25 protein-coding genes are annotated in these 26,450 nt (G+C 62.6%); 13 read left to right on the top strand and 12 right to left on the bottom strand.

The window, feature by feature from the left end; genetic code table 11:
• Window positions 1–136: 136 nt before the first annotated feature.
• Window positions 137–1,003 (top strand): outer membrane protein assembly factor BamD, encoded by an 867-nt coding sequence (locus OU993_RS27770; protein WP_268162362.1) that lies wholly within the window; start codon window positions 137–139, stop codon window positions 1,001–1,003.
• A 10-nt stretch (window positions 1,004–1,013) separates the two neighbouring features.
• Window positions 1,014–2,687, top strand: coding sequence for a DNA repair protein RecN (gene recN / locus OU993_RS27765; protein WP_268162360.1), 1,674 nt, complete (start codon window positions 1,014–1,016; stop codon window positions 2,685–2,687).
• A gap of 20 nt (window positions 2,688–2,707) precedes the next feature.
• Here the strand turns inward: recN and OU993_RS27760 are convergent, their stop codons facing one another.
• On the bottom strand, window positions 2,708–3,337 hold the full coding sequence (locus OU993_RS27760) for a cytochrome b (protein ID WP_268162358.1): 630 nt from the start codon (window positions 3,335–3,337) through the stop codon (window positions 2,708–2,710).
• A 208-nt stretch (window positions 3,338–3,545) separates the two neighbouring features.
• On the opposite strand from OU993_RS27760, the gene ligA reads away from it, so the two are divergent.
• A complete protein-coding gene (gene ligA / locus OU993_RS27755) occupies window positions 3,546–5,705 on the top strand; it encodes an NAD-dependent DNA ligase LigA (protein WP_268162356.1) in 2,160 nt (719 codons plus the stop codon).
• A gap of 262 nt (window positions 5,706–5,967) precedes the next feature.
• Here ligA and OU993_RS27750 read toward each other — a convergent pair whose 3' ends face one another.
• Window positions 5,968–6,498 (bottom strand): GNAT family N-acetyltransferase, encoded by a 531-nt coding sequence (locus tag OU993_RS27750; protein WP_268162354.1) that lies wholly within the window; start codon window positions 6,496–6,498, stop codon window positions 5,968–5,970.
• A gap of 315 nt (window positions 6,499–6,813) precedes the next feature.
• On the opposite strand from OU993_RS27750, the gene OU993_RS27745 reads away from it, so the two are divergent.
• The 3 genes from OU993_RS27745 to OU993_RS27735 all read left to right on the top strand — a co-directional run bounded on the left by OU993_RS27745 (window position 6,814) and on the right by OU993_RS27735 (window position 8,273).
• Window positions 6,814–7,059 (top strand): DUF982 domain-containing protein, encoded by a 246-nt coding sequence (locus OU993_RS27745; RefSeq protein WP_268162352.1) that lies wholly within the window; start codon window positions 6,814–6,816, stop codon window positions 7,057–7,059.
• A gap of 40 nt (window positions 7,060–7,099) precedes the next feature.
• Window positions 7,100–7,690, top strand: coding sequence for a 3'-5' exonuclease (locus OU993_RS27740; RefSeq protein WP_268162350.1), 591 nt, complete (start codon window positions 7,100–7,102; stop codon window positions 7,688–7,690).
• 88 nt (window positions 7,691–7,778) lie between these two features.
• Window positions 7,779–8,273 (top strand): CreA family protein, encoded by a 495-nt coding sequence (locus tag OU993_RS27735; RefSeq protein ID WP_268162348.1) that lies wholly within the window; start codon window positions 7,779–7,781, stop codon window positions 8,271–8,273.
• A gap of 70 nt (window positions 8,274–8,343) precedes the next feature.
• Here OU993_RS27735 and OU993_RS27730 read toward each other — a convergent pair whose 3' ends face one another.
• Together OU993_RS27730 and OU993_RS27725 are read right to left on the bottom strand one after the other, a co-directional pair.
• Window positions 8,344–8,808, bottom strand: coding sequence for a chemotaxis protein CheW (locus tag OU993_RS27730; RefSeq protein ID WP_062554154.1), 465 nt, complete (start codon window positions 8,806–8,808; stop codon window positions 8,344–8,346).
• Window positions 8,809–8,810: 2 nt separating this feature from the next.
• Entirely contained in the window at window positions 8,811–10,745 is a 1,935-nt protein-coding gene (locus OU993_RS27725) for a methyl-accepting chemotaxis protein (protein ID WP_268162346.1), read from the bottom strand.
• Between the two features lie 278 nt (window positions 10,746–11,023).
• On the opposite strand from OU993_RS27725, the gene OU993_RS27720 reads away from it, so the two are divergent.
• From OU993_RS27720 to OU993_RS27710, 3 genes are all read left to right on the top strand, one after another.
• Window positions 11,024–11,152: a hypothetical protein gene (locus OU993_RS27720; protein WP_268162345.1), complete on the top strand. Its 129-nt coding sequence runs from the start codon at window positions 11,024–11,026 to the stop codon at window positions 11,150–11,152.
• Between the two features lie 146 nt (window positions 11,153–11,298).
• Window positions 11,299–11,898: an SCO family protein gene (locus OU993_RS27715; RefSeq protein ID WP_268162344.1), complete on the top strand. Its 600-nt coding sequence runs from the start codon at window positions 11,299–11,301 to the stop codon at window positions 11,896–11,898.
• Between the two features lie 89 nt (window positions 11,899–11,987).
• Window positions 11,988–12,869, top strand: coding sequence for a 50S ribosomal protein L11 methyltransferase (locus OU993_RS27710; RefSeq protein WP_268162343.1), 882 nt, complete (start codon window positions 11,988–11,990; stop codon window positions 12,867–12,869).
• 218 nt (window positions 12,870–13,087) lie between these two features.
• On the opposite strand, the gene OU993_RS27705 is transcribed toward OU993_RS27710, so the two are convergent.
• Window positions 13,088–13,261 carry a hypothetical protein gene (locus tag OU993_RS27705; protein WP_268162342.1) on the bottom strand — a complete coding sequence of 58 codons (174 nt, stop codon included), beginning with the start codon at window positions 13,259–13,261 and terminating at the stop codon, window positions 13,088–13,090.
• A 250-nt stretch (window positions 13,262–13,511) separates the two neighbouring features.
• Between OU993_RS27705 and OU993_RS27700 the strand changes: the two genes are divergently transcribed.
• Window positions 13,512–15,341: an aminopeptidase P family protein gene (locus tag OU993_RS27700; protein WP_268162341.1), complete on the top strand. Its 1,830-nt coding sequence runs from the start codon at window positions 13,512–13,514 to the stop codon at window positions 15,339–15,341.
• An 8-nt stretch (window positions 15,342–15,349) separates the two neighbouring features.
• Here the strand turns inward: OU993_RS27700 and OU993_RS27695 are convergent, their stop codons facing one another.
• The 3 genes from OU993_RS27695 to pncA all read right to left on the bottom strand — a co-directional run bounded on the left by OU993_RS27695 (window position 15,350) and on the right by pncA (window position 17,094).
• Window positions 15,350–15,652 (bottom strand): AzlD family protein, encoded by a 303-nt coding sequence (locus OU993_RS27695; protein WP_268162340.1) that lies wholly within the window; start codon window positions 15,650–15,652, stop codon window positions 15,350–15,352.
• Window positions 15,652–16,365, bottom strand: a complete 714-nt coding sequence (locus OU993_RS27690; protein ID WP_268162339.1) for an AzlC family ABC transporter permease — start codon at window positions 16,363–16,365, stop codon at window positions 15,652–15,654. The genes OU993_RS27695 and OU993_RS27690 overlap by 1 nt, the downstream gene beginning before the upstream one ends.
• A gap of 102 nt (window positions 16,366–16,467) precedes the next feature.
• Entirely contained in the window at window positions 16,468–17,094 is a 627-nt protein-coding gene (pncA, locus tag OU993_RS27685) for a bifunctional nicotinamidase/pyrazinamidase (RefSeq protein WP_268162338.1), read from the bottom strand.
• Between the two features lie 188 nt (window positions 17,095–17,282).
• Between pncA and OU993_RS27680 the strand changes: the two genes are divergently transcribed.
• The gene (locus tag OU993_RS27680; protein WP_268162337.1) at window positions 17,283–18,509 is read left to right on the top strand and encodes a YeeE/YedE family protein; all 1,227 of its coding nucleotides are present in this window, start codon (window positions 17,283–17,285) and stop codon (window positions 18,507–18,509) included.
• Window positions 18,510–18,799: 290 nt separating this feature from the next.
• A complete protein-coding gene (locus tag OU993_RS27675) occupies window positions 18,800–20,167 on the top strand; it encodes a DUF2778 domain-containing protein (RefSeq protein ID WP_268162336.1) in 1,368 nt (455 codons plus the stop codon).
• 9 nt (window positions 20,168–20,176) lie between these two features.
• Here the strand turns inward: OU993_RS27675 and OU993_RS27670 are convergent, their stop codons facing one another.
• Together OU993_RS27670 and OU993_RS27665 are read right to left on the bottom strand one after the other, a co-directional pair.
• Complete coding sequence (locus tag OU993_RS27670) at window positions 20,177–21,322, bottom strand: amidohydrolase (protein ID WP_268162335.1); 1,146 nt, start codon at window positions 21,320–21,322, stop codon at window positions 20,177–20,179.
• Window positions 21,323–21,379: 57 nt separating this feature from the next.
• Window positions 21,380–22,006 (bottom strand): cupin domain-containing protein, encoded by a 627-nt coding sequence (locus OU993_RS27665; protein ID WP_268162334.1) that lies wholly within the window; start codon window positions 22,004–22,006, stop codon window positions 21,380–21,382.
• Between the two features lie 142 nt (window positions 22,007–22,148).
• On the opposite strand from OU993_RS27665, the gene OU993_RS27660 reads away from it, so the two are divergent.
• On the top strand, window positions 22,149–23,087 hold the full coding sequence (locus tag OU993_RS27660; protein ID WP_268162333.1) for a LysR family transcriptional regulator: 939 nt from the start codon (window positions 22,149–22,151) through the stop codon (window positions 23,085–23,087).
• A 74-nt stretch (window positions 23,088–23,161) separates the two neighbouring features.
• On the opposite strand, the gene OU993_RS27655 is transcribed toward OU993_RS27660, so the two are convergent.
• On the bottom strand, window positions 23,162–23,716 hold the full coding sequence (locus OU993_RS27655) for a hypothetical protein (RefSeq protein ID WP_268162332.1): 555 nt from the start codon (window positions 23,714–23,716) through the stop codon (window positions 23,162–23,164).
• Window positions 23,717–23,883: 167 nt separating this feature from the next.
• A complete protein-coding gene (locus OU993_RS27650; RefSeq protein ID WP_268162331.1) occupies window positions 23,884–26,379 on the bottom strand; it encodes an ATP-dependent helicase in 2,496 nt (831 codons plus the stop codon).
• Window positions 26,380–26,450: the final 71 nt, after the last annotated feature.

The raw sequence follows: 26,450 nt of genomic DNA, 5'->3' as shown, positions 1-26,450 counted from the left end.
TTTTGTAAATCAGGTCTTGCCTCGCCATAAATTTGCGTCAAACCGCCATCATTGCGTTGCTCTGTCGCTTCCTTTATGGCTACAACGCCAACTCGGGCGGACGATGTAACATCGCGTGACAATCGGGAACTGTCGAATGACTGAGACGAAGTCTGTTGCAATAAGGAATGCGGCGCGGATTGCAGCCGTCTCCTTACTTTTGGTCGGTACCAGCGTTCTGGTCTCGTCCTGCCAGTCGGATCCGGACATCGACATCACGAAACTCGGCCTTGCGACCGATCCGCCGGAAACGCTCTACAATCAGGGCCTCGCCAACATGAAGGCCGGCAATCTTTCGGAAGCCAGCCGCAAGTTTGACGCTATCGACAAACAGAACCCGTTCACGGAATGGGGCCGCAAGGCGCTCGTCATGAGCACCTTCACGAAGTATCGCCTCGGTCGTAATGACGAAGCGGTGGCGACCGGCAACCGGTATCTGAAGCAGTACCCGAACTCCGACGACAGCGCCTATGTGCAGTATCTCGTCGGTCTTGCCTATTCCAAGCAGATCGCCGACGTGACGCAGGACCAGAAGGCGGCCCGCAGCACGATCGATGCGATGCAGAAGGTCGTCGACAACTATCCGAAGTCGGAATATGTCGAGGACGCGCAGGTGAAGATCCGTTTCGCGCGCGACCAGCTGGCCGGCAAGGAAATGCAGATCGGTCGCTATTACCTCGAACGCAAGGAATATCTGGCGGCGATCTCGCGCTTCCGCGCGGTCGTCGAACAGTACGGCACGACGAACCAGGTCGAAGAGGCGCTCGCCCGTCTGACGGAATCCTATTACGCCATGGGCGTGATGGAGGAGGCGCAGACGGCGGCTGCGGTGCTCGGCCACAATTATCCTGACAGCCAGTGGTATGCCGATTCCTATAAGCTCCTGAAGAGCGGGGGCCTGGAGCCGCGCGAAAATCGCGGGTCGTGGATTTCGCGTGCCGGGGCCAAGCTGATCGGCGCCTGATAGGAAGACCATGCTTATCCAGTTGTCGATCCGCGATATCGTTCTGATCGAGCGGCTGGACCTCAGCTTCGAAAGTGGTCTGTCGGTTCTGACGGGCGAGACCGGGGCGGGGAAATCCATCCTGCTCGACAGCCTGTCGCTTGCGCTTGGCGGACGCGGCGATGGCGGGCTCGTACGTCACGGTCTCGACAAAGGGCAGGTGACGGCAGTGTTCGATGTCGGCGGTGCTCATCCTGCCCGGATTTTTCTGCGTGAGAATGGTCTGGATGACGATGGCGACCTGATTTTCCGCCGCACGCAATCGGCCGACGGGCGCACCAAGGCCTCCATCAACGATCAGCCGGTCAGCGTGCAGCTTATGCGCCAGGTTGGCCAGTTGCTGGTCGAGATCCACGGCCAGCATGACGACCGGGCGCTGGTGGATATCGATGCCCACCGCACGCTTCTCGATGCCTTTACGGGGCTTACCGACGAGGTCGGCCAGGTCTCTATCCTGTACCGCAGCTGGCGTGATGCCGAACGGGCGCTGAAGACGCACAAGGCCAAGGTGGAGGCGGCGGCCCGCGAGGCCGATTACCTGCGCGCCTCCGTCGAGGAACTGGAAACGTTGAGCCCGCGTGACGGGGAAGAAGACGAGCTTGCCGAACAGCGGGCGCGCATGCAGAAATCCGAACGGATTGCCGGCGACATTGCCGAGGCCTGCGAGTTCCTCAACGGCAATGCCTCTCCCGTGCCGCTGATCGCCTCGCTGGTGCGCAGGCTGGAGCGCAAGAGCGCGGAAGCTCCCGGCCTGCTGGAAGACACCGTGCAGCTGCTGGATGCCGCGCTCGACAATCTCTCCAACGCCCAGATGGAGGCGGAAGCCGCCCTTCGCCGCACGGAGTTCGATCCGCGCGAGCTGGAGCGGGTCGAGGAGCGCCTGTTTGCACTTCGCGCCGCCAGCCGCAAATATGCGGTCGCCGTTGCCGATCTTCCGGCGCTTGCCGAAAAGATGGTGGCGGATCTTGCCGATCTCGATGCCGGTGAAGAACGTCTTGGCCAGCTGGAAAAGGCGGCTGGTGTTGCAAAACTTGCCTATGACCATGCCGCGCGGGCGCTCTCGGAGAAACGGCAACACGGCGCATCCGCGCTCGCCGATGCGGTGATGGCCGAACTGCCGGCGCTGAAGCTGGAACGGGCGCGTTTCATGGTCAACGTCACGCCCGATCCGGAGAATGCCGCCGCCGAAGGCATCGACACGGTGGAATTCCACGTGCAGACCAATCCGGGCACACGGCCCGGTCCGATCATGAAGGTGGCCTCCGGGGGCGAGCTGTCGCGTTTCCTGCTGGCGCTGAAGGTGGCGCTCGCCGATCGCGGGTCTGCCCCGACGCTCGTCTTCGACGAAATCGACACCGGGGTCGGCGGTGCGGTGGCGGATGCCATTGGTCAGCGGCTGAAGCGGCTTTCCGACAAGGTGCAGGTGCTTTCCGTCACCCATGCGCCGCAGGTCGCGGCACGGGCCGCGACGCATCTTTTGATCTCCAAGGGGCCGGCGGGCGACGGTTCCGACAAGATCGCGACGCGGGTGGCGACCATGTCGCCCGAGCATCGTGCCGAAGAAATCGCCCGCATGCTCTCCGGCGCCTCGGTGACCGACGAGGCGCGGGCAGCGGCGGCAAGCCTGTTGGCCGGCAACGGCTGATCCCGCCTCCAGCGATCCGGTTATTCCGCCGCGACGGCCGCCATGCGGTGTCCTGGCACACGCCGACCGGCCATGCGGTGCAACACGTCATTCTTCCAGACATGCCGGTGGATGATCACCATGGCGACATGGCCCGCCACGAGGCCCAGAAGACACCAGGCCAACAGGCCGTGGGCGGCGTTTCCGGCCGTCACCATCCAGTCGACCTTTTCCGATGCGCCGGGCACGATCGGCAGGCCGAACACGGTGAGACCACGACCGGAGCCATGGGCGCGCAGAAGCGCCAGCAGCGGCACGACCAGCATCAAGCCGTAAAGGGCCAGATGGCCGAGGCGTGCGGCAAGGCCAAGGAGGCCGTGTTCGTGCGGTGGGCGGTGCTTCAGATTGTAGAGACCCCAAAGGGCTCGCAGCACGGCGAGTGCCATCAGAAGTGCGCCGATCGCGCCATGGGTGCCGACGAAGAAGGCGACAAGCGGCTGGCGCCCCAGCGCCATTCTGAGCGCCATGCCGGTGAACTGCCAGGCAAACAGCAGCGCCATCGTCCAGTGCAGGAGGCGTGTCACGAGGCCATAACGCAATCCGTCGTCACGAAGGCCAAGCCGGGGGGCGGTGGAGGCGTCTTGTGCCGACTGGGCATGGGTGCGGGCCATGAAAATCTCCGTGAGGCAGGGCTTATATAAAAGGTGATTATAAGGCACTACTATCGAGACGCGTGCGGATCTGTCCAGACACGGTTGCCACACATTGATGTCATTGCCCGTCGGTGTGGATGAGTGGCGCGCGAGACGCTTTGCCATTTTGCACCGGATCGGTTTCGTCTAAAACGCGGTGATGCCTGCGGATGGAGAGACGAAGACCATGGCCGATGATCGCAAAGCCGTCGACACGCTGAGTGCCGAGGAGGCGCAGGCGGAGCTTGCCTGGTTGTCCGCCGAGATCGCCCGCCATGACCTTCTCTATCACCAGGGCGACCAGCCGGAGATTTCCGATGCCGATTACGACGCGCTGAAGCGCCGCAACGATGCCATCGAGGCGCGTTTCCCGCAGCTTGTGCGCGAGGACAGCCCCTCGCAGCGCGTCGGCGCGGCGCCGGCATCCGCCTTTCAGCAGATCACCCATTCCCGGCCGATGCTGTCGCTCGACAACACGTTTTCCGACGAGGACGTGGCTGACTTCGTCGGCTCCGTCTATCGTTTCCTCGGGCGCCTGCCGGATGGGTCGATCGCCTTTACCGCCGAACCGAAGATCGACGGGCTGTCGATGTCGATCCGTTACGAGAACGGTCGCATGGTGAGTGCCGCGACGCGCGGCGACGGGACGACGGGGGAAAACGTCACCGCCAATATTCGCACCATTCGCGAGATCCCGCAGCAGCTGCCGGCAGGCGTGCCCGCCGTCGTCGAGGTGCGCGGCGAGGTCTATATGGCGAAAAGCGATTTCCTGGCGCTCAACGCCCAGATGGAGGCCGAGGGCAAACAGACCTATGTCAATCCGCGCAACACGGCTTCCGGCTCGCTCCGCCAGCTCGATCCGAAGGTGACTGCCAGCCGTAAGCTGCGATTCTTCGCGTATGCCTGGGGCGAAATGTCCGAGATGCCGGCCGAGACCCAGATGGGCATGGTCGAAACCTTCCAGCGCTGGGGTTTTCCGGTCAATCCGCTGATGAAGCGGCTGTCCTCGGTGGAGGAGATCCTCGCGCATTACCACGAGATCGGCCTGCAGCGCCCGGACCTCGACTACGATATCGACGGCGTCGTCTACAAGGTGGATGAACTGGCGCTGCAGGAGCGGCTCGGTTTCCGCTCGCGCTCGCCGCGCTGGGCGACCGCCCACAAGTTCCCGGCCGAACAGGCCTTTACCACGGTGGAGGCGATCGACATCCAGGTGGGGCGCACCGGCGCACTCACGCCCGTGGCCCGTCTGACGCCGATCACCGTCGGCGGTGTGGTGGTGACAAATGCCACGCTGCACAACGAGGATTACATCAAGGGCATCGGCAATTCCGGTGATCGCATCCGTCCCGACGACCACGACATCCGGGTCGGCGACACGGTGATCGTGCAGCGTGCCGGCGATGTCATCCCGCAGGTGCTCGACGTGGTGCTGGAGAAGCGCCCGGCGGAAGCCGTGGCTTACACTTTCCCGAAGAAGTGCCCGGTCTGTGGCAGCCATGCGGTGCGCGAGCGCAACGAAAAGACCGGGCGGCTCGATTCCGTCACCCGCTGCACCGGCGGTTTCGTCTGCCGGGCACAGGCGGTGGAGCACCTGAAGCACTTCGTCTCGCGCAACGCCTATGACATCGAGGGGCTCGGGTCGAAACAGATCGATTTCTTCTTTGAAGCCGAGGATCCGTCTCTGCAGATCCGCACGGCACCCGACATCTTTACGCTGAAGAAGCGCCAGGAGGCGTCAGTCCTCACCAAGCTCGAAAACATCGAGGGCTTTGGCAAGGTGAGCGTGAAAAAGCTCTTCGACGCGATCGACAATCGTCGCGAGATCGCGCTGAACCGTTTTATCTTCGCGCTTGGCATCCGCCATGTCGGCGAGACGACGGCGAAGCTTCTGGCACGGGCTTATGGCACCTATGAAGCCTTCGAGAGTGCCATGCGGCAGGCCGCTTCCTTCTCCGGCGAGGCCTGGGAGGAGTTGAATGCCATCGAGGGCATTGGCGAGATCATGGCGCGGGCCATCGTCGAATTTTTCAAGGAACCGCGCAATGTCGAGGTGATCTCCCGGTTGCTCATGGAGGTGACCCCGCAGGCGATGGAACAGATTGCCGCCAGCGACAGCCCGGTGGCCGGCAAGACGGTGGTGTTTACCGGTTCGCTCGAAAAATTCACCCGCGACGAAGCGAAGGCTCGCGCGGAGAGCCTGGGTGCCAAGGTTTCCGGCTCTGTGTCGAAGAAGACCGATATTCTGGTCGCCGGTCCCGGTGCCGGTTCGAAACTCGACAAGGCCCGCGAACTCGGCATCCAGACGCTCGACGAGGATGAGTGGCTGGCGTTGATCGGCGGGTGAGGAACCGTGTGCGGCGCGAGACCCCTCCCCAACCCCTCCCCACAAGGGGGAGGGGCTAACCTGTGGCGCATACAGTCCCTCAGTAAACCTGGCTTCGGTCGTAATCGGGTCGATTGATGCCAGGGAGTGCCACATGCGGTCTCCCCCCTTGTGGGGGAGATGGCCGGCAGGCCAGAGGGGGATTTGATAGGCCGCACCATTGGCTTTCCCTCGCCCCGCTTGCGGGGAGAGGGTCAGGATGAGGGGCGAAGACTGCCCGTGTTCACGCCTTCAACCGCGCCATGGTCAGTGCATCCACAAACGCCCCGTCGCGGAAGGCGAAGTTGCGCAGCGTGCCTTCCACCTCGAAACCGAATTTGCTGTAGAGGGCGAGGGCGGGATCGTTGTCGGCATAGACGGTCATTTCCAGCCGTTTGAGATTGTACCAGTTGTCGGCAGTCGCGACGATTTCGCCGAGCAGGGCCGAGCCGATGCCCCGCCCACGATAGGCGTCGTGTACGCCCATGCCGAAACTGCCGCTGTGCGCCCGGCGCCCGGAATGACGCGTCAAGCCGATGTCGCCGACCACCTGGTCGTCCAGGATCGCGACGAGCGCCGTTGTCGTGGCCGACTGGTTTTCGATGCCTTTGCGGATTTCCTCGGCGCTGTGATAGGGCGTGCGCAGCGTGCCGTAGCGGTAACCGGGCAGATTGTGCAGGGCGCAGATGCCGGCTGCATCGGAGGCCAAGCGAGCGCGGATGGTGAGGCCGTCCGGCCATCGGGCGTCGGGATTGATGGGGAGTATGGTCGTCATGGCGTCTGTCCTTCGGAGTGGCCGAGGCAGAGCGGATGAAACCGAAACCCTGCCAGATCGGCAGGGCGTGCGGGGAATGATCAGATCAGGTTATCAGAACCCGCACACCGATCGTCCACGCGCCCTGCAGGGCGAATGGTCATCACGAGATGCATATGGGTTGCCGTTCTGATCATGCCTCATAGAAGGCCGGAAAAGTGGCCGCGGGTCAAGTCCTCCCGTCCATGGGATCTTCCATCTTCGCCCTCGCACGCCGCCCCGATTGCGGTTAAGAGACGGGTTCGTGATTGACAGACTGGACGATGGAGACGAAGCGTGAGCAAGGACTGGAACAAGGGCGTTACATTGGCTCTCGAAGGCCCTGGCCAGTTCCGGACGATCGAGACGGTGCAGGAGGCCTCCTGGGTGCTGATCGAGGACTGGCCGCTGGAAGACGGGACGGAACTCGACAAGGCGCTGATCGTGTTCGAGGCGGTGCTGAAGGGCAAGAAATCGCCCGAGGCGGCGCGGCTTGCCTTCATCGCCGCCGCCATGGAGGCCGGCATCGAGGTGAAGGCCTGACAGCCGCGACCCACAACACATCATTGACCGGACCCATGCCGTGAAGACCATTGCCATCGATTTCGAGACCGCCAACGAACAACGCGCCAGCGCCTGTTCGGTCGGCCTTGCCTGGATCGAAGACGGGCGGGTGGTGAGAGTGGAGGAGCGGCTCATCCGGCCGAAGGAGATGCGCTTCTCCTCGTTCAACATCGCCGTTCACGGCATCCGTCCGGAACATGTGGAGGATGCCGGCGAGTTTCCCGAGGTGATGGACGAGTTCCTCGACGATTTTGCCGACGCGACGATGATCGCCCACAATGCCGCCTTCGATTTCAGCGTCTGGCGCGCCTCGCTCGATCTCTACCGGCAGTCCTATCCGGCGCTCTCCTATCTCTGCAGCGTCAAGATGGCGAAATCCATCTGGCCGCATCTCACCTCGCACCGGCTGAACGTGCTGGCGGCGCATCTGGGGCTGAGCTTTGCCCATCACCGGGCGGGCGAGGATGCGTTGGTCTGCGCCGAAGCGACGCTGGCGATGGCACGGGCCGTCGGTGCTGCGAAACCACACGAAATCGCTGAGCGGATCGGCATGACGGCGGGCCGGTTGTTTGCCGGCGGTTATACGCCCTGCACGCTCAGGAAGCGCTGACGCGCTCGCGGGCTTTGCAACGCCGGGCGTATTGTAAATGCGTGCGGCGATCTTATCTCGGGATCACGATCCGTTGATGGAGTATCCCATGCGCCGCTTCCCGCTGTTTCTTGCTGCCGCCGCTCTTCTGACCGGTCTCGGCACCGCCGCCGTCCGCGCCGAGGAGGTCGGCAAGGTTGGGGTCGACTGGATGGGCAACGATATCGTCGTTGATGCCGTCAACGATCCGAAGATCAAGGGGGTGACCTGCCACGTCACCTATTTCGACCGCGGCATGCTGGATCGCCTGAAGAACGGCAACTGGTTCGAGGATCCGTCGAACAATTCGATTGCCTGCCGCCAGACCGGGCCGATCGAGATCGGCGACATCGACCTGTCGAAGGAAGGCGAGGAAGTCTTCAAGCAGGGCATGTCGCTGATCTGGAAGCAACTGGTCGTCAACCGGATCTACGACAAGGCGAACAACACCTTGATCTATCTCGTCCATTCGCGCCAGATCGTCGACGGGTCGGCGAAGATGGCGATTTCCACGGTGCCGCTCTTCAACCAGTCCGTCACGTGGAAGAACGGCGAGCCGAAATAAACCGAGAAACGCCCAAAACCCCGGTCGCAAAGACCGGGGCCGGACCATCCAGCAGCAATGTTTCGGCCGGTCAGGCGGCCTGAGCGAGCTCGTCGGCGATGACCGTGTCGAGGTTCAGGAAGCAGACCATCGTCTTTTCCAGCGCCACGATGCCGCGGCAGAAGGCACGCTGGGCTTCCGGAATGATTTCCGGTGCCGGCTGCAGGTCTTCCGACTTGATCGTCATCATGTCCGACACCTGCTCGACCAAAAGGCCGACCAGCTTGCCGGCGATGTCGGTGACGATGATGGCGGCGCGTTCCGACGGCTCGGTCATTTTCATGCCGAGACGGCAGGCCATGTCGATGACCGGGATCACCGCACCGCGCAGGTTGATGAGGCCGAGCACGTAAGGCGGTGTGTGCGGCATCGGGGTCACCGGGGCCCAGCCGCGGATTTCGCGGATGGCCATGATGTCGATGCAGAATTCCTGATCACCGAGGTGGAAGGAGACGATCTCGAGATAGGCGCCGGACTGCTTGATTGCATTGCTCATGGTTAGAACTCTTCCCATTTTTCATTGGTTGCCGTCGCAAGTGCCCTTGCGGCGGGGGTGCTGCTGGTGATGGCGCTCGCAACCCTGTTCATCAGGTTGCGGGCGGGAGAGGGGCGTGACGGGGCCGCATGGTCTGCCGTTTCCACGGCGCGGGGTCGTGTTGTGTCGACCTGGAACTGACTCATGAGGCGGGTCAGATTGTCAGCATCGCTCGCCAGCGTGTGGCTTGCGGCATTGGTCTCTTCCACCATGGCCGCGTTCTGCTGTGTCGTCTGGTCCATCTGGCCGATGGCCGTGTTGATCTCGTTGAGGCCGGTCGACTGTTCACGCGCCGAGGTGGCGATCATGCTGACATCGTCGTTGATCTTCAAAACGTCGTCGCCGATGCGGGTCAGCGCGTCGCCGGTTGCCTTGACGAGGTCGACGCCGGTCTGAACCTCGGCACTGGACCGGGTGACAAGCGCCTTGATGTCCTTGGCGGCGCCGGCTGCGCGTCCGGCAAGCTCGCGCACTTCCTGGGCCACGACGGCAAAACCCTTGCCGGCATCACCGGCACGGGCGGCCTCGACACCGGCATTCAGCGCCAGAAGGTTGGTCTGGAAGGCGATCTCGTCGATGACATTGATGATCTTGCCGATCTCGCCGGTTGCTTCCTCGATACGCTGCATCGCGGACATCGCATCGGTGACCACGGCAGAGGAGGTTTCGGCAAAATCCTTGGCATTGCTGACGCGCTTGCGTGCCGTCTCGGCGCGTTCGGTTGCCGTGCGCACGGTGCGGGTGATCTGTTCGAGAGCCGCGGAGGTTTCCTCAAGCGAAGCGGCCTGCTGTTCCGTGCGCTTGGCGAGATCATCGGCACCCGAGCGCATCTGCTGGGCGTTGGCCTGAATGGAAGCAGCGCTGGTATTGATTTCGCGGATGACCGTCTGAAGTTTGCCGGTCAGGCGATTGAAATCGGCGCGGACCGGTTCCAGATCGGCCGGGAAGGGGGTGGTGAGGGAGACGTTGAGGTCACCGTCGGAGAGGCGCGTGAGAGCCTGGGCCAGCTGCTGGGTAGCCTTGCCAACGGCTTCCGAGGCGGCGCGTTCCGCCTCCATCCGCCGACGCTCTTCCGCATCGAAACGCTGGCGTTCGCTGGCGGATTGCTGTTCCAGGCGGATCTTGTCGAGGCTCGATACACGCAGCACCTCGGCTGCCCGGGCCATGTCGGCGATCTCGTCGCTGCCCTCGGCCCCCGGAACCGGAGCGTCGCAATCGCCATCGGCGATGCGTCTCAGGCTGTGCTTGATGCCGCTGATGCTGCGGCGGATGGCTGTTCCCTGCGTGTATTGCAGAAGACCGACCAGCAGCATGGCTGCGGCGCCTGCGATCAGCTGCATCGACAGGGACTGGGTGATCCGATCCTGTGTCGTCTGGATCATTGCTTCGCTATGTGCCGTCGCAAGCGTCGCCAACTCGTCCAGCCGATTGCCGATCTTCTCGCTCGTGCCGTCAATGGCATCGTCGATCGCGTCGAACTGTTCGTCCGGCGCGCCGGTTTCCACCAGGGTTCTGAGATCGGTCTGAATGAGCTTGGAGACGAGTTCGATGTCGCGCGGCAGACCTTCCGTGAGATCCGGGCGGCCGATGATCTTGGCCAGCGCCGCGACCGAGGTCATCTCCTGCTTCAGATAGCTGCTGCTGTCCTGAAATGTCTTGATGCGCTCCGGCTGAACGGCCTTCTCGTCCTTGTCGACGATCGTGTCCATGGCCGTCAGCGTCAGTTCCAGGTTGGTCGCCTTCAGCGAATTGATCGTCTCGAGCAGGCCGGCGATCTGGCTGACCTGGTGAAGCGCGCTGTCAACCTTCGTCTGCTGGTACCAGCCGAGCCCGACGATGACGCCCACGCCTGCGAAGGCGGTAATCCCCAGCGTCATCAGCCGCTGGCTGATCGACATTGTTTTCCTGCCGTTATTGCTCGCCATGATGTTCACTGGTTCCCGTTGTCGCGGATCGTTTGGATGACATGTCGCAAGCCGGTCAGGATCGGACTTCAAGGCTGCGGCATCATGCCCTTGCGGATGGTGTCACGTCATCGAAACTGTCTCAAACAGGGGTTAAACATTCGCTAATCCTGTAATACGTTGTTTCCCATGTATTTACCGGGGAATCGCTAGGATTTTTCCGATTGTCGCAGTAGACTGTTGCTATGTCGTTACCTGTCGAACCCCGTTTGTTGCCTATCTGGTGCGCCGTCATCCTTCTGATCGCGGCGCTGTTCGGCGTCGCGTCCTATGGCTGGATGCTGCATGGGACCGATATCTTTCTTGCCATGTCCGAAAGCTTGGCCGCCTGGTGCATGTGACGGCGCCTCTCAGACGCTGGCGCGGGACGGGACAAAACCGCACGTCTGCGTGACAATTCCGCACAATCTTGCATCGACAATTGCGGGCGGGGACGCCTCGGCGTATCCATGGGCGCAAGACGTAAAGTGGGAGCCAGGCATTTATCATGAAGACCGTCCGGATCATCCTGTGGGCTGCCGTCGTGGTCATGGCGGGGGTTCTCGGCTGGCTGACGCTGGAAGTCACCCGCACGAAGGACCAGATCGCCGAGGGACCGTTCGGCGTGCCGTTCCAGCTCGTGGCACAGGATGGCAAACCGATCACCGAAGCGGCCTTCCAGCAGAAGCCGACGGCGGTGTTCTTCGGTTTTACCCATTGTCCGGAAGTGTGCCCGACGACGCTCTTCGAAATGAATGGCTGGCTGCACAAGGTCGATCCCGACGGCACGAAACTGAACGCCTATTTCGTCACCGTCGATCCCGAGCGCGATTCGCCTGAAATCCTCGGGCGTTACGTCTCCAACGTGACGGACCGCGTGATCGGCATCTCCGGTTCGCCCGACAAGGTGGCCGAGATGGTCAAAGGGTTTCGCGTTTATGCCCGCAAGGTTCCGGTCGACGAAAAGAACCCGAACGGCGACTACACGATGGACCATACGGCCTCCGTCTTCCTGCTCAACAATGGTGGCCGTTTCGTCGGCACCATATCTTATGGCGAGGCGACGGAAACGGCCGAAAAGAAGCTGCAGAACCTGATCAAGGGCTGAGTGCAGCCTCCTACCGTCAAGCCGGTTGAAGCGAGGGGGCCTTCTGTGGCATTGCAGCCGCACATTCATCAGTCGGAAAGAAAAGAACCGTGAGCGAGCTGCGCCTCTACGTCACCGTTACCGAACGGCAGGCCGAAGATATCCTGGACATGTTGTCCTTCACCTTTGGCGAGGAGGATTATGCAATCGGCACCACCGAGGTGGACGAGAAGGCCGATCGCTGGGAAGCTTCGGTCTACATGCTGTTCGACGAAGAGGACGAGGTTCGTCCGCGTTTCGAGGCGACGATTGCCGAAGCCTATCCGGACCTTCCGATCGAACGCGAGGTTTTGCCGGAGATCGACTGGATCGCCAAATCGCTGGAGGGATTGAAGCCGGTCAGAGCAGGGCGTTTCCTGGTGCACGGCTCGCACGACCGCGACAAGGTGCGCATGGGTGATCTTGCCATCGAGATCGATGCCGGTCAGGCGTTCGGCACCGGTCATCACGGCACGACCGCCGGCTGCCTGGAGATGATCGAACGTGTGACGCGGGCACATCCGCCGCGCAATGCGCTGGATCTCGGCACCGGCAGCGGCGTGCTGGCGATTGCCGTTGCGAAACTGAAGAAGATCCCGGTGCTGGCCACAGACATCGATCCGGTGGCGGTGCGTGTGGCGGCGGAAAACGCCGGGCTGAACGGTATCGTGAGCAGCCTGGTGCTGGAAACGGCGCCTGGGTTTCATTCCTCGGCCTTCCGGCGGCACGGGCCCTTCGATCTGATCATCGCCAACATTCTGGCGCGGCCGCTGATCAAGATGGCGCCGCAGCTTGCCACGCATCTTTCTCCCGGCGGCGATGTGATCCTGTCGGGCATTCTGGCCGCACAGCGCTGGAAGGTGATTGCCGCCTATAACGGCGCAGGGCTTGCCCATGTCCGCACCATCTGGCGCAATGGCTGGGTCACCATTCACCTGCGGCACGAGGCCTGACGTCTGTTTGCATTGCAGCATTGCATCTTGTGCATGTCTGCGCAGTCAATTTCGGGGGCAGATACAAGAAGGGCGACACCCGGAGGTGTCGCCCTGGATCGTGCCGGGAGAGGGCAGATCCGATCCCGCGAGCCTTGGAGGAGGAGGGCTCGAGCGGGTCATGCCGTGTTCTGTCAGGGCCGCGGGTTTGGGAGGAGGAGAACCACCGGCCCCGGTGATTAGAACACGTAGCGGGTTGCGCCCTTGCGGTGCAGCTCTTCGCGGGAGGTGCCGAGCGCCTTCAGGCTCTCGTCGTCGAGATACATCAGTGCGCCGTTGACGTAACGGCTGGCCTGGCGCTCGCGTGCGGCGACAACGCGGTCGAATGCATTGCGGAAGAACGAGTTTGCCATGTGAGTGGTCCTTGGATCGTGGGGCGATGCGTGTTTGCTCGCCGATGATTGGAATATAAGCGTCCTCTGTTTGCTTAGTCAGTGGGCTTGCCTCAATGGTGTTATGCATTGAGCGCATGGATCGCTGTCTTTTGTCTCTTGCCGCCTGTGCAATTGCACAAAGGGTGGGCGGCCCTGCAAGATGCTGGCCTCGGCGAGGATTTTCGCTAACATCCGCCCTCTGTCCGGAATCGCGTTTGAAAGCAGCTCCATGTTCCAGTCCTTCGATACCACCTCGTCTCCTGCCTTCGGTCCCGCCCGCGTCGAGAGCCTCCGCTCCCGTTTCGACGAACTGGGCATCGACGGTTTCCTCGTGCCGCGCGCTGACGAATTCCAGGGGGAATATGTGCCGGCTTCGGCGGAAAGGCTGGCCTGGCTGACGGGATTTACCGGTTCTGCCGGTGTGGCGCTGATCATGCGCCGCCAGGCGGTGGTGTTTGTCGATGGCCGTTACACGACGCAGCTTGCCCAGCAGGTGGATGCCGGAACCTTCACGCCCGGGGATCTGGTGGGCGAGCCTCCGCATAAATGGCTGAGTGCCCATGCGCCGGTCGGTTTCCGTCTTGGCATCGATCCCTGGCTGCACAGCGGGGCCGAGGTTGCCCGGCTCACAACGGCCCTTGCGGCGAAGGGCGGTTCACTCGTCTTCGTCGAGGCCAATCCGGTCGACGCGCTGTGGAGCGACCGTCCGGCGCAGCCAATGGGCGCCGTCGTCGTGCAGCAGGAAAGCCATGCGGGCAAGTCAGCCGCAGAGAAGATCAGGGAGATCGCCGAGGGTGTGGCGGCCAAGGGGGCGGCCGGCGTTTTGATTTCCGATCCGTCCTCGGTCGCCTGGATCTTCAATATTCGCGGTGCCGACGTGCCGCACACGCCGCATCCTTTGGCGCGCGCCATCATCACCGCTGCTGGCAAGGCGGAGCTTTTTATCGATGCCGGCAAGGTGGCCGGGGAAGCGGCGGATCACCTTGATGCGCTCTGCACGCGTCATGCTCCGGCGGAATTGACGGGGCGGCTGGCGGCGCTGGCAACGGATGGGGCGAAGGTTCTGGTGGATGCGGACACCACGTCGGTTGCTTTGTCGAAGGCGATCGAATCGGTCGGCGGCGTGGTGGTCGAAGCGATGGACCCGGCCCGCTTGCCGCGGGCGGTGAAGAATGCGGTCGAACTTCGCGGTTCGGCCGAGGCACATGTGCAGGATGGTGTCGCCATGGTGCGTTTCCTGCACTGGCTGGATGCCCAGGCACCCGGCAGCGTCAGCGAGATTTCCGCGGTCAAGGAGCTTGAAGCCTGCCGCGCGCGCGTCGGCGAAAGTCTGCAGAACCCGCTGAAGGATATTTCCTTCGACACGATTTCCGGTGCCGGCGAACATGGCGCCATCATGCATTACCGGGTGACGACGGAGACCAACCGCACGCTGCAGCCGGGTGAGCTCTTCCTCATCGATTCCGGCGCGCAATACGTTAATGGTACGACGGACATCACCCGCACGGTCGCCATCGGCAGCGTGCCGGAGGAGCAGAAACGTTTCTTCACGCTGGTGCTGAAGGGCATGATTGCGATCTCTGTCGCCCGTTTCCCGAAGGGCACGCGCGGCTGCGACCTCGATCCGTTGGCACGCATTGCTTTGTGGAAGGCCGGTGCCGATTTTGCCCATGGAACCGGCCACGGGGTCGGTTCTTATCTATCGGTGCATGAGGGCCCGCAGCGGATCGCGCGCCTGTCGACGCAGGAATTCCTGCCGGGCATGATCCTCTCCAACGAGCCCGGTTATTATCGCCCCGGCTCTTTCGGCATCCGCATCGAGAACCTCGTCTACGTGACGGACCTTGCAATGATCGAGGGCGGTGACCTGCCGATGATGGCGTTCGAGACGCTGACCTGGTGCCCGCTCGATCGCCGTCTGATCCTCAAGGATCTTTTGACCGCCGAGGAACTGGCCTGGGTCGATGCCTATCATGCGACGGTGTTCAAGAAGCTCTCGCCGCTCATCTCCGAGCCCGATGTGCAGGCCTGGCTTGAGCGGGCGACGCAGCCGCTCTGAATCCGGTTTCAGACGAAAGGCAGGTGGCGCAGCAGCAGAGCTGCGCCCCAACCGGCTGCAATCAGCAGCAGGCCGGGATGCCGGAGCCCGACAAGAAGCGCCACGATCATCGCCACCTTGACGTCCCAGCCGCCATCGAAGAAGGCGGGTGCGACGAGTGTGGTGAGAACCGCCGCCGGCACGGCGTTCAGCGCCGTTTCCATGCGTGGCGGAATGCGTGACATGCGGGTGACGAGCACGTAGCCGGCAATACGGGTGACATAGGTGGCGAGCCCTGCCGCGAAGATGATGAGCGTCGTGTGCAGATCCATCAATGTTGATCCTCGCGCGGCACCGCGTTCGCCGGTGCGTCGCGGTGGAACAGGACGGCCGCCAGCACGCCGGCCAGCGCGCCGATGCTGACATGCCAGGGTGATCCGACCGTATGGGCCGCGATGATCGAGGCGGCGGCGCTGACTGGTACGACCAGCAGGAAGAGCGGCCGTTTGCGGAAACCGAGCACGAGGCCGAGGAAATAGACCGGCAGCAGCACGTCCATGCCAAGGGCGGCTGGATCGCCGATCAGGCTGCCGAAAACCGCCCCGAGCGCCGATGCCGCAACCCAGATGACATAGATGGTCAGCGCCATCGCGAGATAGAAGCGCGGCTCCAACACCCCCTGCTGGTCGATCCGCCGAGCCGATTCGGCAAATTGCGGATCGGTGAGGAAAAACAGGCTGACATAACGTGTCAGCGGCGAGAAATGCCGGATATGCGGGGCAAGCGCCGCCGAATAAAGGATGTGGCGGAAGTTGACGGCAAAGACCGACAGGATGATCAGCCAGGCAGGCACATGGCTGCCGAACATCTGCACGCCGACCAACTGGCTTGCGCCCGCAAAGATGATGCCGCTCATCAGGGTTGCGTGCAGGGGTGTCACGCCTCCGTCCACCGCCACAGCTCCGAACAGGAGGCCGAAGGGGCTGGTCGAGAGGCCGATGACGAGCCCTTTGTGGGCTCCCTTCCAGGTTATGGTGTCGAGCATCGGCCGTCCTTGATCGGTGAACCCGGCTCGTAACGCCGCAGAGACGCAACGACAAGTCAGCAAAGCTGATGGAATAATGACGGAAATTGAAGCGGGCGTCGCTCAGTCGGCCAGGATTTCCGTGCTGTGGACGACGGTGACGCCCGCCTCTCGCATCTCGGCGATCGCCGCCTTGACGCCGTCGGCCGCGATGCCGCGGCTCGCATCCTCGATGAAGCGCACCTTGACGTCTGGCAGCATGTCGCGGGCATCGAGCGCCGAGAACTTGACGCAATAATCGGTCGCGAGCCCGCAGACATCGAGTTCCGTCACCAGTTGTGCTTTCAGATAACCCGCAAGGCCGGTGATGGCGGCCTGGTCATTGTCGCGGAAGGCCGAATAGCTGTCGACCGCGGGGTTCTCGCCCTTCTGCTGGATGTAATCGAAGGCATCCGTGATGAGGTCGGGGTGGAAATCCGCGTCCGGCGTCCCCTGCACGCAATGATCCGGCCACATCACCTGCGGCTGGCCGGAGAGCGTGCCCATGTCGAAGGGTTTCATGCCGGGATGCTGTGAGGCGAAGCTGCCGTGATTGGCGGGGTGCCAGTCCTGCGAGGCGACGATCAGATCATAAGCGCCGTCCTCGATCAGCTGGTTGATGATCGGCACGATCGTGTCGCCCTCCGGCACCGGCAGGTTGCCGCCCGGGCAGAAACCGTTCTGGACATCGATGATCAGCAGGGCCTTCATGTTCGTCTCCAAATCGCAGTTATCCACCATGCCAAGGGCTGCGTGCGCAATCAAGCCGCAGGTCTCGCGGTTCCGTGGCACGCTCGGGGCAATCTATTCCGGGAAGGCAGGGTAACATTGGTACAGCATGCTTCGAAGTGGACGGGATAGCCGTCTATCTTCGGCGCAAAACTTTAGGAGATTTTATCATGTCTATTGCACAGACTTCACCGACCGGCCGGGCGTCGAGCCTTCCGCCGCTGGGCGCGCCGGGACTGGCGGCGCTGGTGGTGCTGGTTGTCGGCACGCTTTGGCTCGGCAGCGCTTACGGAACGGCGCAAGGCGCGCTCTTTCTCATCGGCGGCGCGCTCGGGATCTCGCTTTATCACGCGGCCTTCGGCTTCACCTCCGCCTGGCGGGTGTTCATTGCCGAGGGCAGGGGGCGCGGCCTGCGCGTGCAGATGCTGCTTCTGGCGCTTGCCGTCATCCTGTTTTTCCCGGCGCTTTCGAGCGGATCGCTGTTTGGCCATGCGGTGCGCGGCAATATTTCGCCGGCCGGCATCGGGGTGATCGCCGGTGCCTTCATGTTCGGCATCGGCATGCAGCTGGGTGGCGGATGCGCGTCCGGCACGCTGTTTACCGCCGGCGGCGGCAATGCGCGCATGCTGGTGACGCTGTTCTTCTTCATCGTCGGTTCGGTTCTGGCCACCATCCACTTCGATTGGTGGGCAAGCCTGCCGTCGCTCGCCCCCGTTTCGCTCTACCAGCCCTTCGGGGCGCTTGGCGGCATTGCGGTCTCGCTTGTAATCTTTGCTGCGATTGCGGCGCTCACCGTCTATGTCGAACGTCGCCGGCATGGCAGCCTTGAGCTGGAGGCACCGTCGCCCCGTCATGGCCTGCAGCGTTATCTGCGCGGCCCCTGGCCGCTGGTGGCGGGCGCGATTGCGCTGGTCGCCCTCAACTTCCTGACGCTCGCGATTGCCGGTCGCCCCTGGGGCATCACCTCGGCCTTTGCGCTTTGGGGGGCCAAAGGCGCGCAGCTGATCGGCATCGATCCGACGCAGTGGGCCTATTGGCAGACGCCGGGCAATGCCAAGGCGCTGGCGGCCAGCGTGTTCGCCGATGTCACCTCGGTCATGGATTTCGGCATCATTGCCGGTGCCATGCTGGCGGCGGCGCTGGCGGGGCGGTTCGCGCCCTCCTTCGATATTCCGCTGCGCTCGGTGCTGGCAGCCGTCGTCGGCGGCCTGCTTCTCGGTTACGGCGCGCGCATCGCCTATGGCTGCAATATCGGGGCCTATTTCTCCGGCATCGCATCCGGCAGCCTGCACGGTTACCTCTGGGCGATCGCCGCCTTTGCCGGAAACGTGATCGGGGTACGTCTGCGCCCCTGGTTCTTCTTCGAACGTTCGGTCGTTCGGCGTGCGGACGGCTAAAACGCCCCGAAATTGACAAAAGTGAAGCGAAGCTGCGGCATTTTGGACCTTCTGCCGCGGCTTTGCCGCATTCGCATTAAAGTTTAGCCCCACCGCACATATATCGCATGAAAGGGACACACAGGGGCGCTTGTAAACACATTGGTTACCATAATCCGTCATTCTATCAGCTCGTCGGCATGCAGGTTTCGCTTCGTTCAGCGGCTTGCTCAGTGGTGCCGACAGCAGAGTTCCGGCCAGGTTCAGTTGGTGCCGGGTGTGTGTATGACGGGTAAAGGGTAACGCGTATCATGGCATTGGCTTTTGCAGCGGCGCAGGCCGCATCTCCTTCCCGCCGCCCGTCCATTTCCCGTTCGAAGACGTCTCTGCAATCCGGCCTGCTGAAGGCGACCGCCGCGCTTGGCCTTACCCTTGCCGTTGGCGGCTGGATGATCGGCGCACTGGCCACCGTCCAGAACGTCGCTTCCGTCAAACCGCGTGGATTTTCCTACGATCTGCGTGCTTCGCTCGATCTGAAGCCGCTTCAGGCGCCGGTTTCGGATGAACAGCGGGCGCTCAAGATTGCCAAATTCTCCCGCCTGTCGACGGTTGCCGCACCGAAGGGGGCGCGGCTTGATGGTGCGCATCTGGCGCATCTGGAAGCTCAGCGCCCGTCCGAGGGCGAGGTGAAGGATATGCTGTCGCTCGCCTTTGCCCGCGAACAGGCGGAACAGCGTTTTGCCGCGCTCGCCGAAAAACGGCCGGCCGATTCCGAGGTGAAGAGCGTGCTGGCCTCCGCGCTCCAGGATACGGTTCTGGTGGCACCGCCGAGCGAGACCGCCTGGGATGCCAACCCGCCCGGCAATGCCGAGGATGGCCAGGTGGAGGTCGCCGACCTGCAGAGCCCGGCGGAACTGGCTGTCGCCGAAGCCACCGGTCCGACCGAAGACAACAGCCTGCCGATGGCCGGGCCGCTGCCGGTCGGGCGTCCGCCCGTCAATGCGCTCGCCATGGCGATTGCGCCGTCTGCGGCAAAACCGGCCGTCCGTGCCCCCGTTGTTGCCGAGGATGAGGAAGAGGATGAGGCGCCGAAGGCACTTGCTTTCGCCAAGCCGGAAAACCCGATGAAGAGCACGGCGCGCTCCGTTCCGTGGCCGGATCGTGGCACGAAGATCGCCGTTTATGACATCACCGCCGCCAAGGTCTACATGCCGAGCGGTGCCGTTCTCGAGGCGCATTCCGGCATTGGCCCGATGCGCGACAATCCGAAATTCACCCATGTGAAGATGCGCGGCCCGACGCCGCCGGGCACCTACAAGCTGTCGATGCGTGAAAAGCCGTTCCACGGGGTTGCCGCCATCCGCCTGACGCCGACCGATGGCGTGGCACCGCTTGGCCGTACCGGCCTGCTGGCCCACACCTATCTTCTGCGCAGCGCGCCCGGGGATTCGCACGGCTGCGTCGCCTTTGCCCAATACGACAAGTTCCTGAAGGCCTTCCAGCGGGGCGAGGTGACGCACATGATCATCGTGCCGCGCCACGACGGCAGCATCCCGATGGCGGCACTGCGCAAGATCAACCCGCGCGCCAGCACCTCGTCCAACGTCGCGGCGACGCCGGTCTCGTCCGATGGCGACAGCCGCCGCACGCTGATGGATTACCTGAAGAACGACGGCTGAGGGTTTGCCTCAGCCAAGAACATCGCTCGCTATCCTGAGAAAGATGCGCGAACCGATGCCGATCAGCGCATCGGGAAAATCATAGTCCGGATTGTGCAGCGCCGGGTGTTTCTCTCCGGCCCCTAAAAAGAACATTGCGGATTTCGAGACGGTCCCGAACCGGCCGAAATCCTCCGAGGCGCGAAAAGCCTTTCCCTCTTCGAAGGGCAGGTCCTCCGCGGCGATCGCCCGGCGGATGATGTTGGCGGCCTGCGGATCGTTGCGGCAATGACCGAATTGATCGTGATAGCTGAAACTGACGGCAAGGCCATGCGCCTCTGCCGCTCCGCGCGCCATGCGTTCGGCCTTATCCTTGAGGGCTGCCATCTGGTCGTCGGAGACGGTGCGCAACGTCACCCAGATCTCGCCGTCTCCCGGCGCGATGCCGAAGGCCGCTTCGCCGATCGCCACATGGGTGACGGTTGCGAGCGTCAGGTCGCCGTCCTCCAGCGTGCCCTTCGCTAGTGCGGCAAAGGCCGGAATGAGGGCTGCAATTGCAGGGGCCGGCGAAATCCCGGTCTCCGGCATGGAGGCGTGCGCCGTCTTGCCAGTCAGGCGGATCGTCAGGCCCGCGGAGGCGCAATTGGCCGGTCCATCCTTGATCCAGCTGGTGCCGAGCGCAATGCCCGGCATGTTGTGAAGCGCGAAGGAAAAATCGGGCGTGAGCGGCTTGAACTTGGCATCCGCCAGGACGGCCGCGGCGCCCGCGCCGTTTTCCTCCGCCGGCTGGAACAGCAGCACCACGCGGCCGCGCGCCGGGCGCTTGCGCTGGAAGGCGAGGGCCAAGGCGGCAAGGGTTGCCATATGGCCGTCATGGCCGCACATATGCCCCTTGCCCGCGATCCGCGAACGGTAGGGCAGGTCGGAGATTTCGGCGATCGGCAGGGCATCGAGTTCGCAACGGAACAACACCGTCGGACCCGGTTCGTGCCCGCTGAATACTGCCGCGACTCCGGTGCCGCCGAGCCCCGTGACGATGACATCCGGCTCTGTCTTTTCCAGGAAACGCACGACCTCGGCTGCCGTCTCATGCTCGGCTCCCGAAACCTCCGGCATCGCGTGCAGTTGGCGGCGCCAGAGGGTGAGGTCGGAGAGGTCGGTGTCGGTGAGCGGCATGGCAAAATCCTGGAATCAACTACCAGGAGAATAGTAGCCTTGCCGCGATTTCGGGAGTCAGTTGCCTCGCACCTGCGCCAGAGTCCGGCTCGCCTCCGGTGCCGGTTGCTGCCGACGGACGGACGGCTTGATGGCGAGGCGCCTTCCGGTTAGCCCGGCAATCGGCGCCAGCACGGCAAAAAGCAGCTTCTGAAACCAGATGGGCGGTCCCGCGATGTAAAGATGATCGCGATAGGCATGGAGCGCCAGCGCCATGGGCAGGAGCTTTGCGTCTCCCTTTGCCGAAAAGTTGCGGGGTTCTTCCGCCGTCCACATCGCCAGATTGAGAAAAAAGCGCAGTTGCTGCTGTGGAGGGTGGAAGGAGACGGTCGCGCGCGTCTCGCCCGAAAAGGCATTTCGGAAACAGTGCGCGCTGCCTTTCGGCACCGTCACGGAATGGCCAGCCTCAACGATGTGCGGCGTGCCGTCAATCATCACTTCAAGGCATCCCTCCTGAACATGGAAGGTCTCGTCAGCCTCCGGGTGAATGTGCGCGATGGCATTCCCGCCGCCGCTGCCGCCTTCACCCAGAATGACGTCGAAACGGGCCGGATCTTCGCCGTCATAGGGATGCGTGAAGACGAAGGTTTCCTTGTTGTAGGCATTGGTGATGTGAGTGTTGGCGGTGACAAGCGCCTGCTGCATGACCGATCTCCTCGATGTTGTCAGAGAGGGTTCCGATGAGAACCGTTTGGTGATTTCGGGAGGACGTGTAAGTTGACGTGCTACAACCAGCAAACACCGTTATTGCCGTGAACTTCTGCAAATTTGCATAACGAGGGGCAGCATGAATTACGATGATCTGCGCTACATGCTGGCCGTTGCCGAAACCGGATCCACTCTGTCCGGCGCAAAGATGCTGAGTGTGAGCCAGAGTACCGTGTCGCGTCGCATTCTGGCTTTGGAGCAGTCACTCGGCCTTGAGATCTTCGACAAGCGGCCGAGCGGGTATGTTCTGACAGACGCTGGAGTGGAACTGCTGGAACGCGCGCGCGCCGTGCGCGATGCCGCGCACCAGTTTTCGATGACTGCGGAAAGCCTTGCACGCGATGTGTCAGGAACGGTGCTGTTCACCACAAATGAAGTGATGGCCGGACTTTTTCTGGCGCCGCTGATTGGTCGCCTGAAGCGACTTCATCCCGGCATCAGGCTGGAAGTCGATACCACCAATGCCTTGCGCGACCTGAAGGCCGGTGAGGCGGATGTCGCTCTTCGAGCCGCACCGCCACCGACTCAGCCCGATCTTGTCGGCTCCAAACTGACCTCGGACTGGTGGAACCTTTATTGCTCTCGCGATTATGCTGCAGCACATGGGATCCCTCACGACCTCGCAAGCCTTGTCGATCATGCTCTCATAGGCCTTGATCCGCACGGTCGTCACCACGATGCGGTGGATTGGGCTGCCCGGAACTTTCCCGAAAAGGCCATTGTCGTGCGCCAAAACTCCATTCCGGCCGCGTTCACCAGTATTTTGGGTGGCGTGGGCGTCGGCTTTTTCTCCGAAATCCTTGCGGCCGGACGCGACGATCTTATCCTCTGTTTCCGCCCCGACCTGCCGCCGACAGCCGAGATCTGGCTGCTCACGCATGAAAGATTGCGAAACGTTCCGCGCGTCCGCGCCGTCATGCAGGTTGTGCGGGATCTGTTCCAGGAGCATCTGGTGAAGCTTCGGCAAGATCGGATTGTCAGAGGCACGGGGGTCGTCGAATCGCAGGAAAACGCGTGACTATCGACGGTATTGAAGTGCAGGGCGATGTCTCATGAGTGGAACGCCCGGGGCTATATCGCATCGCCCTAATCTCAGCCTTTTTGCACCTGATAGATGCCGATGTCGCTCGATATGACCGTGAGTGCCTTTGAGGTATCGTCTTCCTCGGCGACGCCCGCTTCCCGTGCCAGGGCCGTTTCCAGCTTCTTGGTTACGTCGCTGTTCGGCTGTGTCATGGAATCGATCAGGTCTTCCAGGGAGATGCCGAGCTTGTCCAGACCGAGTTCTTTCTCGATGGGACGCAGGCTTTTGCCTTCGATCTTCAGCTTCCCGACGGCCTGCCGAAGGGCGTCGGCATATTCGCCAATGTCTTCGAAATCATCCTGATCGACGCCCAGCGCCTCTCCCGTCTTCCGGTAGAGGTCGAGCTTCATCGACTGCGCGTCGACATGATTGACGCTGAAGATGGTGTCAGAGATCTTCGAGGCGGACGGGTCGGGCTGCGTCTGCGAGCTGACTTTTGCGCCATTGGCAACGGCGACCAGATCCGGCTCGACCTTTTCCTGATCGGACTGGATGTTGGCCTGCTGCGTGGATTGCAGGATCAGGAGAGCTGCGTTCTGGGTGGTGATGCCTGAAACGGTCATCGCGGGTCTCGCCGACTGGCCGGGCGGGGGGCATGTCCGCACGCAGTCCTGCTCCCTCGCATCATGCAAAGGCGTGGTCGTTGAACGGCTGCATGGTTGCCACAATGCGACGTCAGAATGCCGCAACGTGGTTAACGCACGATTACTGCCGGGCGGCGGGCCCCCTGTCACACCCTCTCCACAAACCCATCCAGCACGCGCTTCTGCCCCGCGCGGTCGAAGTCGATGGTCAGCTTGTTGCCCTCCACCGTCACCACATTGCCATTGCCGAACTTGATGTGGAAGACCCGGTCGCCGACGGAAAATTTCGAGGGCTGGTCGGCCACGGACTTGGCGATCAGTTCACCCTCGATCGTCTTCGTGCGCGGGCCGCTCTCGCCGTAGCCGATGCGCTCTACCGCGTGGCCTGAGCGGCTGCCCCAATTGTCGCGCGTCGCATCGCTCTTGTTGGCCTGGGCACGTTTCCAACCGGGTGTCGAATAGGAATTGGCAAAGGGATCGGCCTTGTCGAAGCGCGACTGGCCGTAACCGCCGCGGCCATAACCGCCATAACCGCTGTCTGCCTCCGCCACATCGACATGCGCCGGTGGCAGTTCGTCGAGGAAACGCGAGGGCATGGTGGATTGCCAGAGGCCGTGGATACGCCGGTTGGAGACGAACCAGATATGGCAGCGGCGTTTGGCGCGTGTGAGGCCGACATAAGCGAGGCGACGTTCTTCCTCCAGTCCGGAACGGCCACCTTCGTCGAGCGCCCGCTGGTGCGGAAACAGGCCTTCCTCCCAGCCGGGCAGGAAGACGGTGTCGAATTCCAGCCCCTTGGCCGAATGCAGCGTCATGATCGAGACGGCATCCATGTCCTCGTTCTGCTCGGCATCCATGACCAGCGAGACGTGTTCGAGGAAACCGCGCAGGCTTTCGAAGGCCTCCATCGAACGGATGAGTTCCTTCAGGTTTTCGAGCCGACCCGGCGCCTCCGCCGACTTGTCGTTCTTCCACATGTCGGTATAGCCGGACTCGTCAAGAATCTGCTCGGCGAGTTCCGTATGCGGAGTCGTTTCAAGCAGTTCCGACCAACGCTTAAAACTTTGAATCACGTCAAACAGCGCCTTGCGGGCTTTTGGTTTCAGTTCGTCGGTTTCGATCATATCGCTCGCGGCGGCGAGCATCGGAATGTCACGGGCACGGGCGTAATCGTGCAATGCGCGCACCGTCGTGTCGCCGAGCCCACGCTTCGGTGTGTTGACGATCCGCTCGAAGGCGAGATCGTCGGCCGGCTGGCAGACGAGGCGAAAGTAAGCCATCGCATCGCGGATTTCGAGCCGTTCGTAGAAGCGCGGGCCGCCGATGACGCGGTAATTCAGGCCGAGCGTGACAAACCGGTCTTCGAACTCGCGCATCTGGAAGGAGGCGCGCACCAGGATCGACATGTCGTTCAGATTGTGCTTTTTGCCGGAGGAATCGCCGCGCTGCAGCTGCTCGATCGTTTCGCCGACGGCGCGGGCCTCTTCTTCCGAATCCCAGGCGGCGTGCACCACCACCTTCTCGTCATCCGGTTCGCGCCGTTCGGTGAACAGCGTCTTGCCGAGGCGGCCTTCGTTATGGGCAATCAGATGGCCGGCGGCACCGAGAATGTGTTCGGTCGAGCGGTAATTGCGCTCCAGCCGGATGACCTTGGCACCGGGAAAATCCTTCTCGAAGCGCAGGATGTTATCCACCTCCGCGCCGCGCCAGCCATAGATCGACTGGTCGTCGTCACCGACGCAGCAGACATTCTGCGCAACATCCTTCGGGCGTTGGGCGAGCAGCCTGAGCCACATATATTGGGCGGTGTTGGTGTCCTGGTACTCGTCCACCAGGATGTAGCGGAACCGCTGGTGGTATTCCTTCAGGATATCGGGGTTGCGGCGGAAGAGATCGATCGGATGCAGCAGCAGGTCGCCGAAATCGCAGGCATTCAGCGTCTTCAGCCGCGCCTGGTAGGCGGCGTAAAGCTCGCGGCCCTTGCCATTGCCGAAGGCGCGGGCATCGCCCTCCGGAATATCCTTTGGTGTCAGACCCTTGTTCTTCCAGCCGTCGATCATGCCGGCGAACTGGCGGGCCGGCCAGCGTTTGTCATCGAGGCCTTCCGCCTGGATCAACTGTTTGACGAGGCGGATGACGTCGTCCGTATCGAGAATGGTGAAGTCCGAGCGCAGGCCGGCCAGTTCCGCGTGGCGGCGCAGCAGTTTGACGCCGATCGAGTGGAAGGTGCCGAGCCAGGGCATGCCTTCGACTGCACCGCCGACGAGAACGCCGATGCGTTCCTTCATCTCGCGCGCCGCCTTGTTGGTGAAGGTGACCGCCAGGATCTGGCTTGGAAAGGCGCGGCCCGTGGCAAGGATATGGGCGATGCGGGTGGTCAGCACACGGGTTTTGCCGGTGCCGGCACCGGCCAGCACCAGAACCGGACCGTCGACGGTTTCCACCGCCTCGCGCTGTTCCGGGTTGAGGCCGGAGAGATAATCCGGCGCCCGGTTCTGGTCGCGGGCTGCCATGGCGCGCGCGGCAATGCCAAGGCCACCCGCCGCCGGTTGGTGCGGGGCAGGGTGCTGGCCGGGCTTGTTGCGCGGGGCGTGATCCGGCTCTTCATCGAAGAACGGAATATCATCAAAACTGTTCGTCATCAGGCCAATCTAATGATTCCGGGAGAACATGGCCATAGAGCATGTTCTGGTTTTATTCCAGCAAACGCGAT

The organism is Rhizobium sp. SL86 (assembly GCF_026672545.1).
Lineage (GTDB): Bacteria > Pseudomonadota > Alphaproteobacteria > Rhizobiales > Rhizobiaceae > Neorhizobium.
Note: the sequence above shows the minus strand (reverse complement) of the source record. Positions and strands in the feature narration are given on the sequence as shown.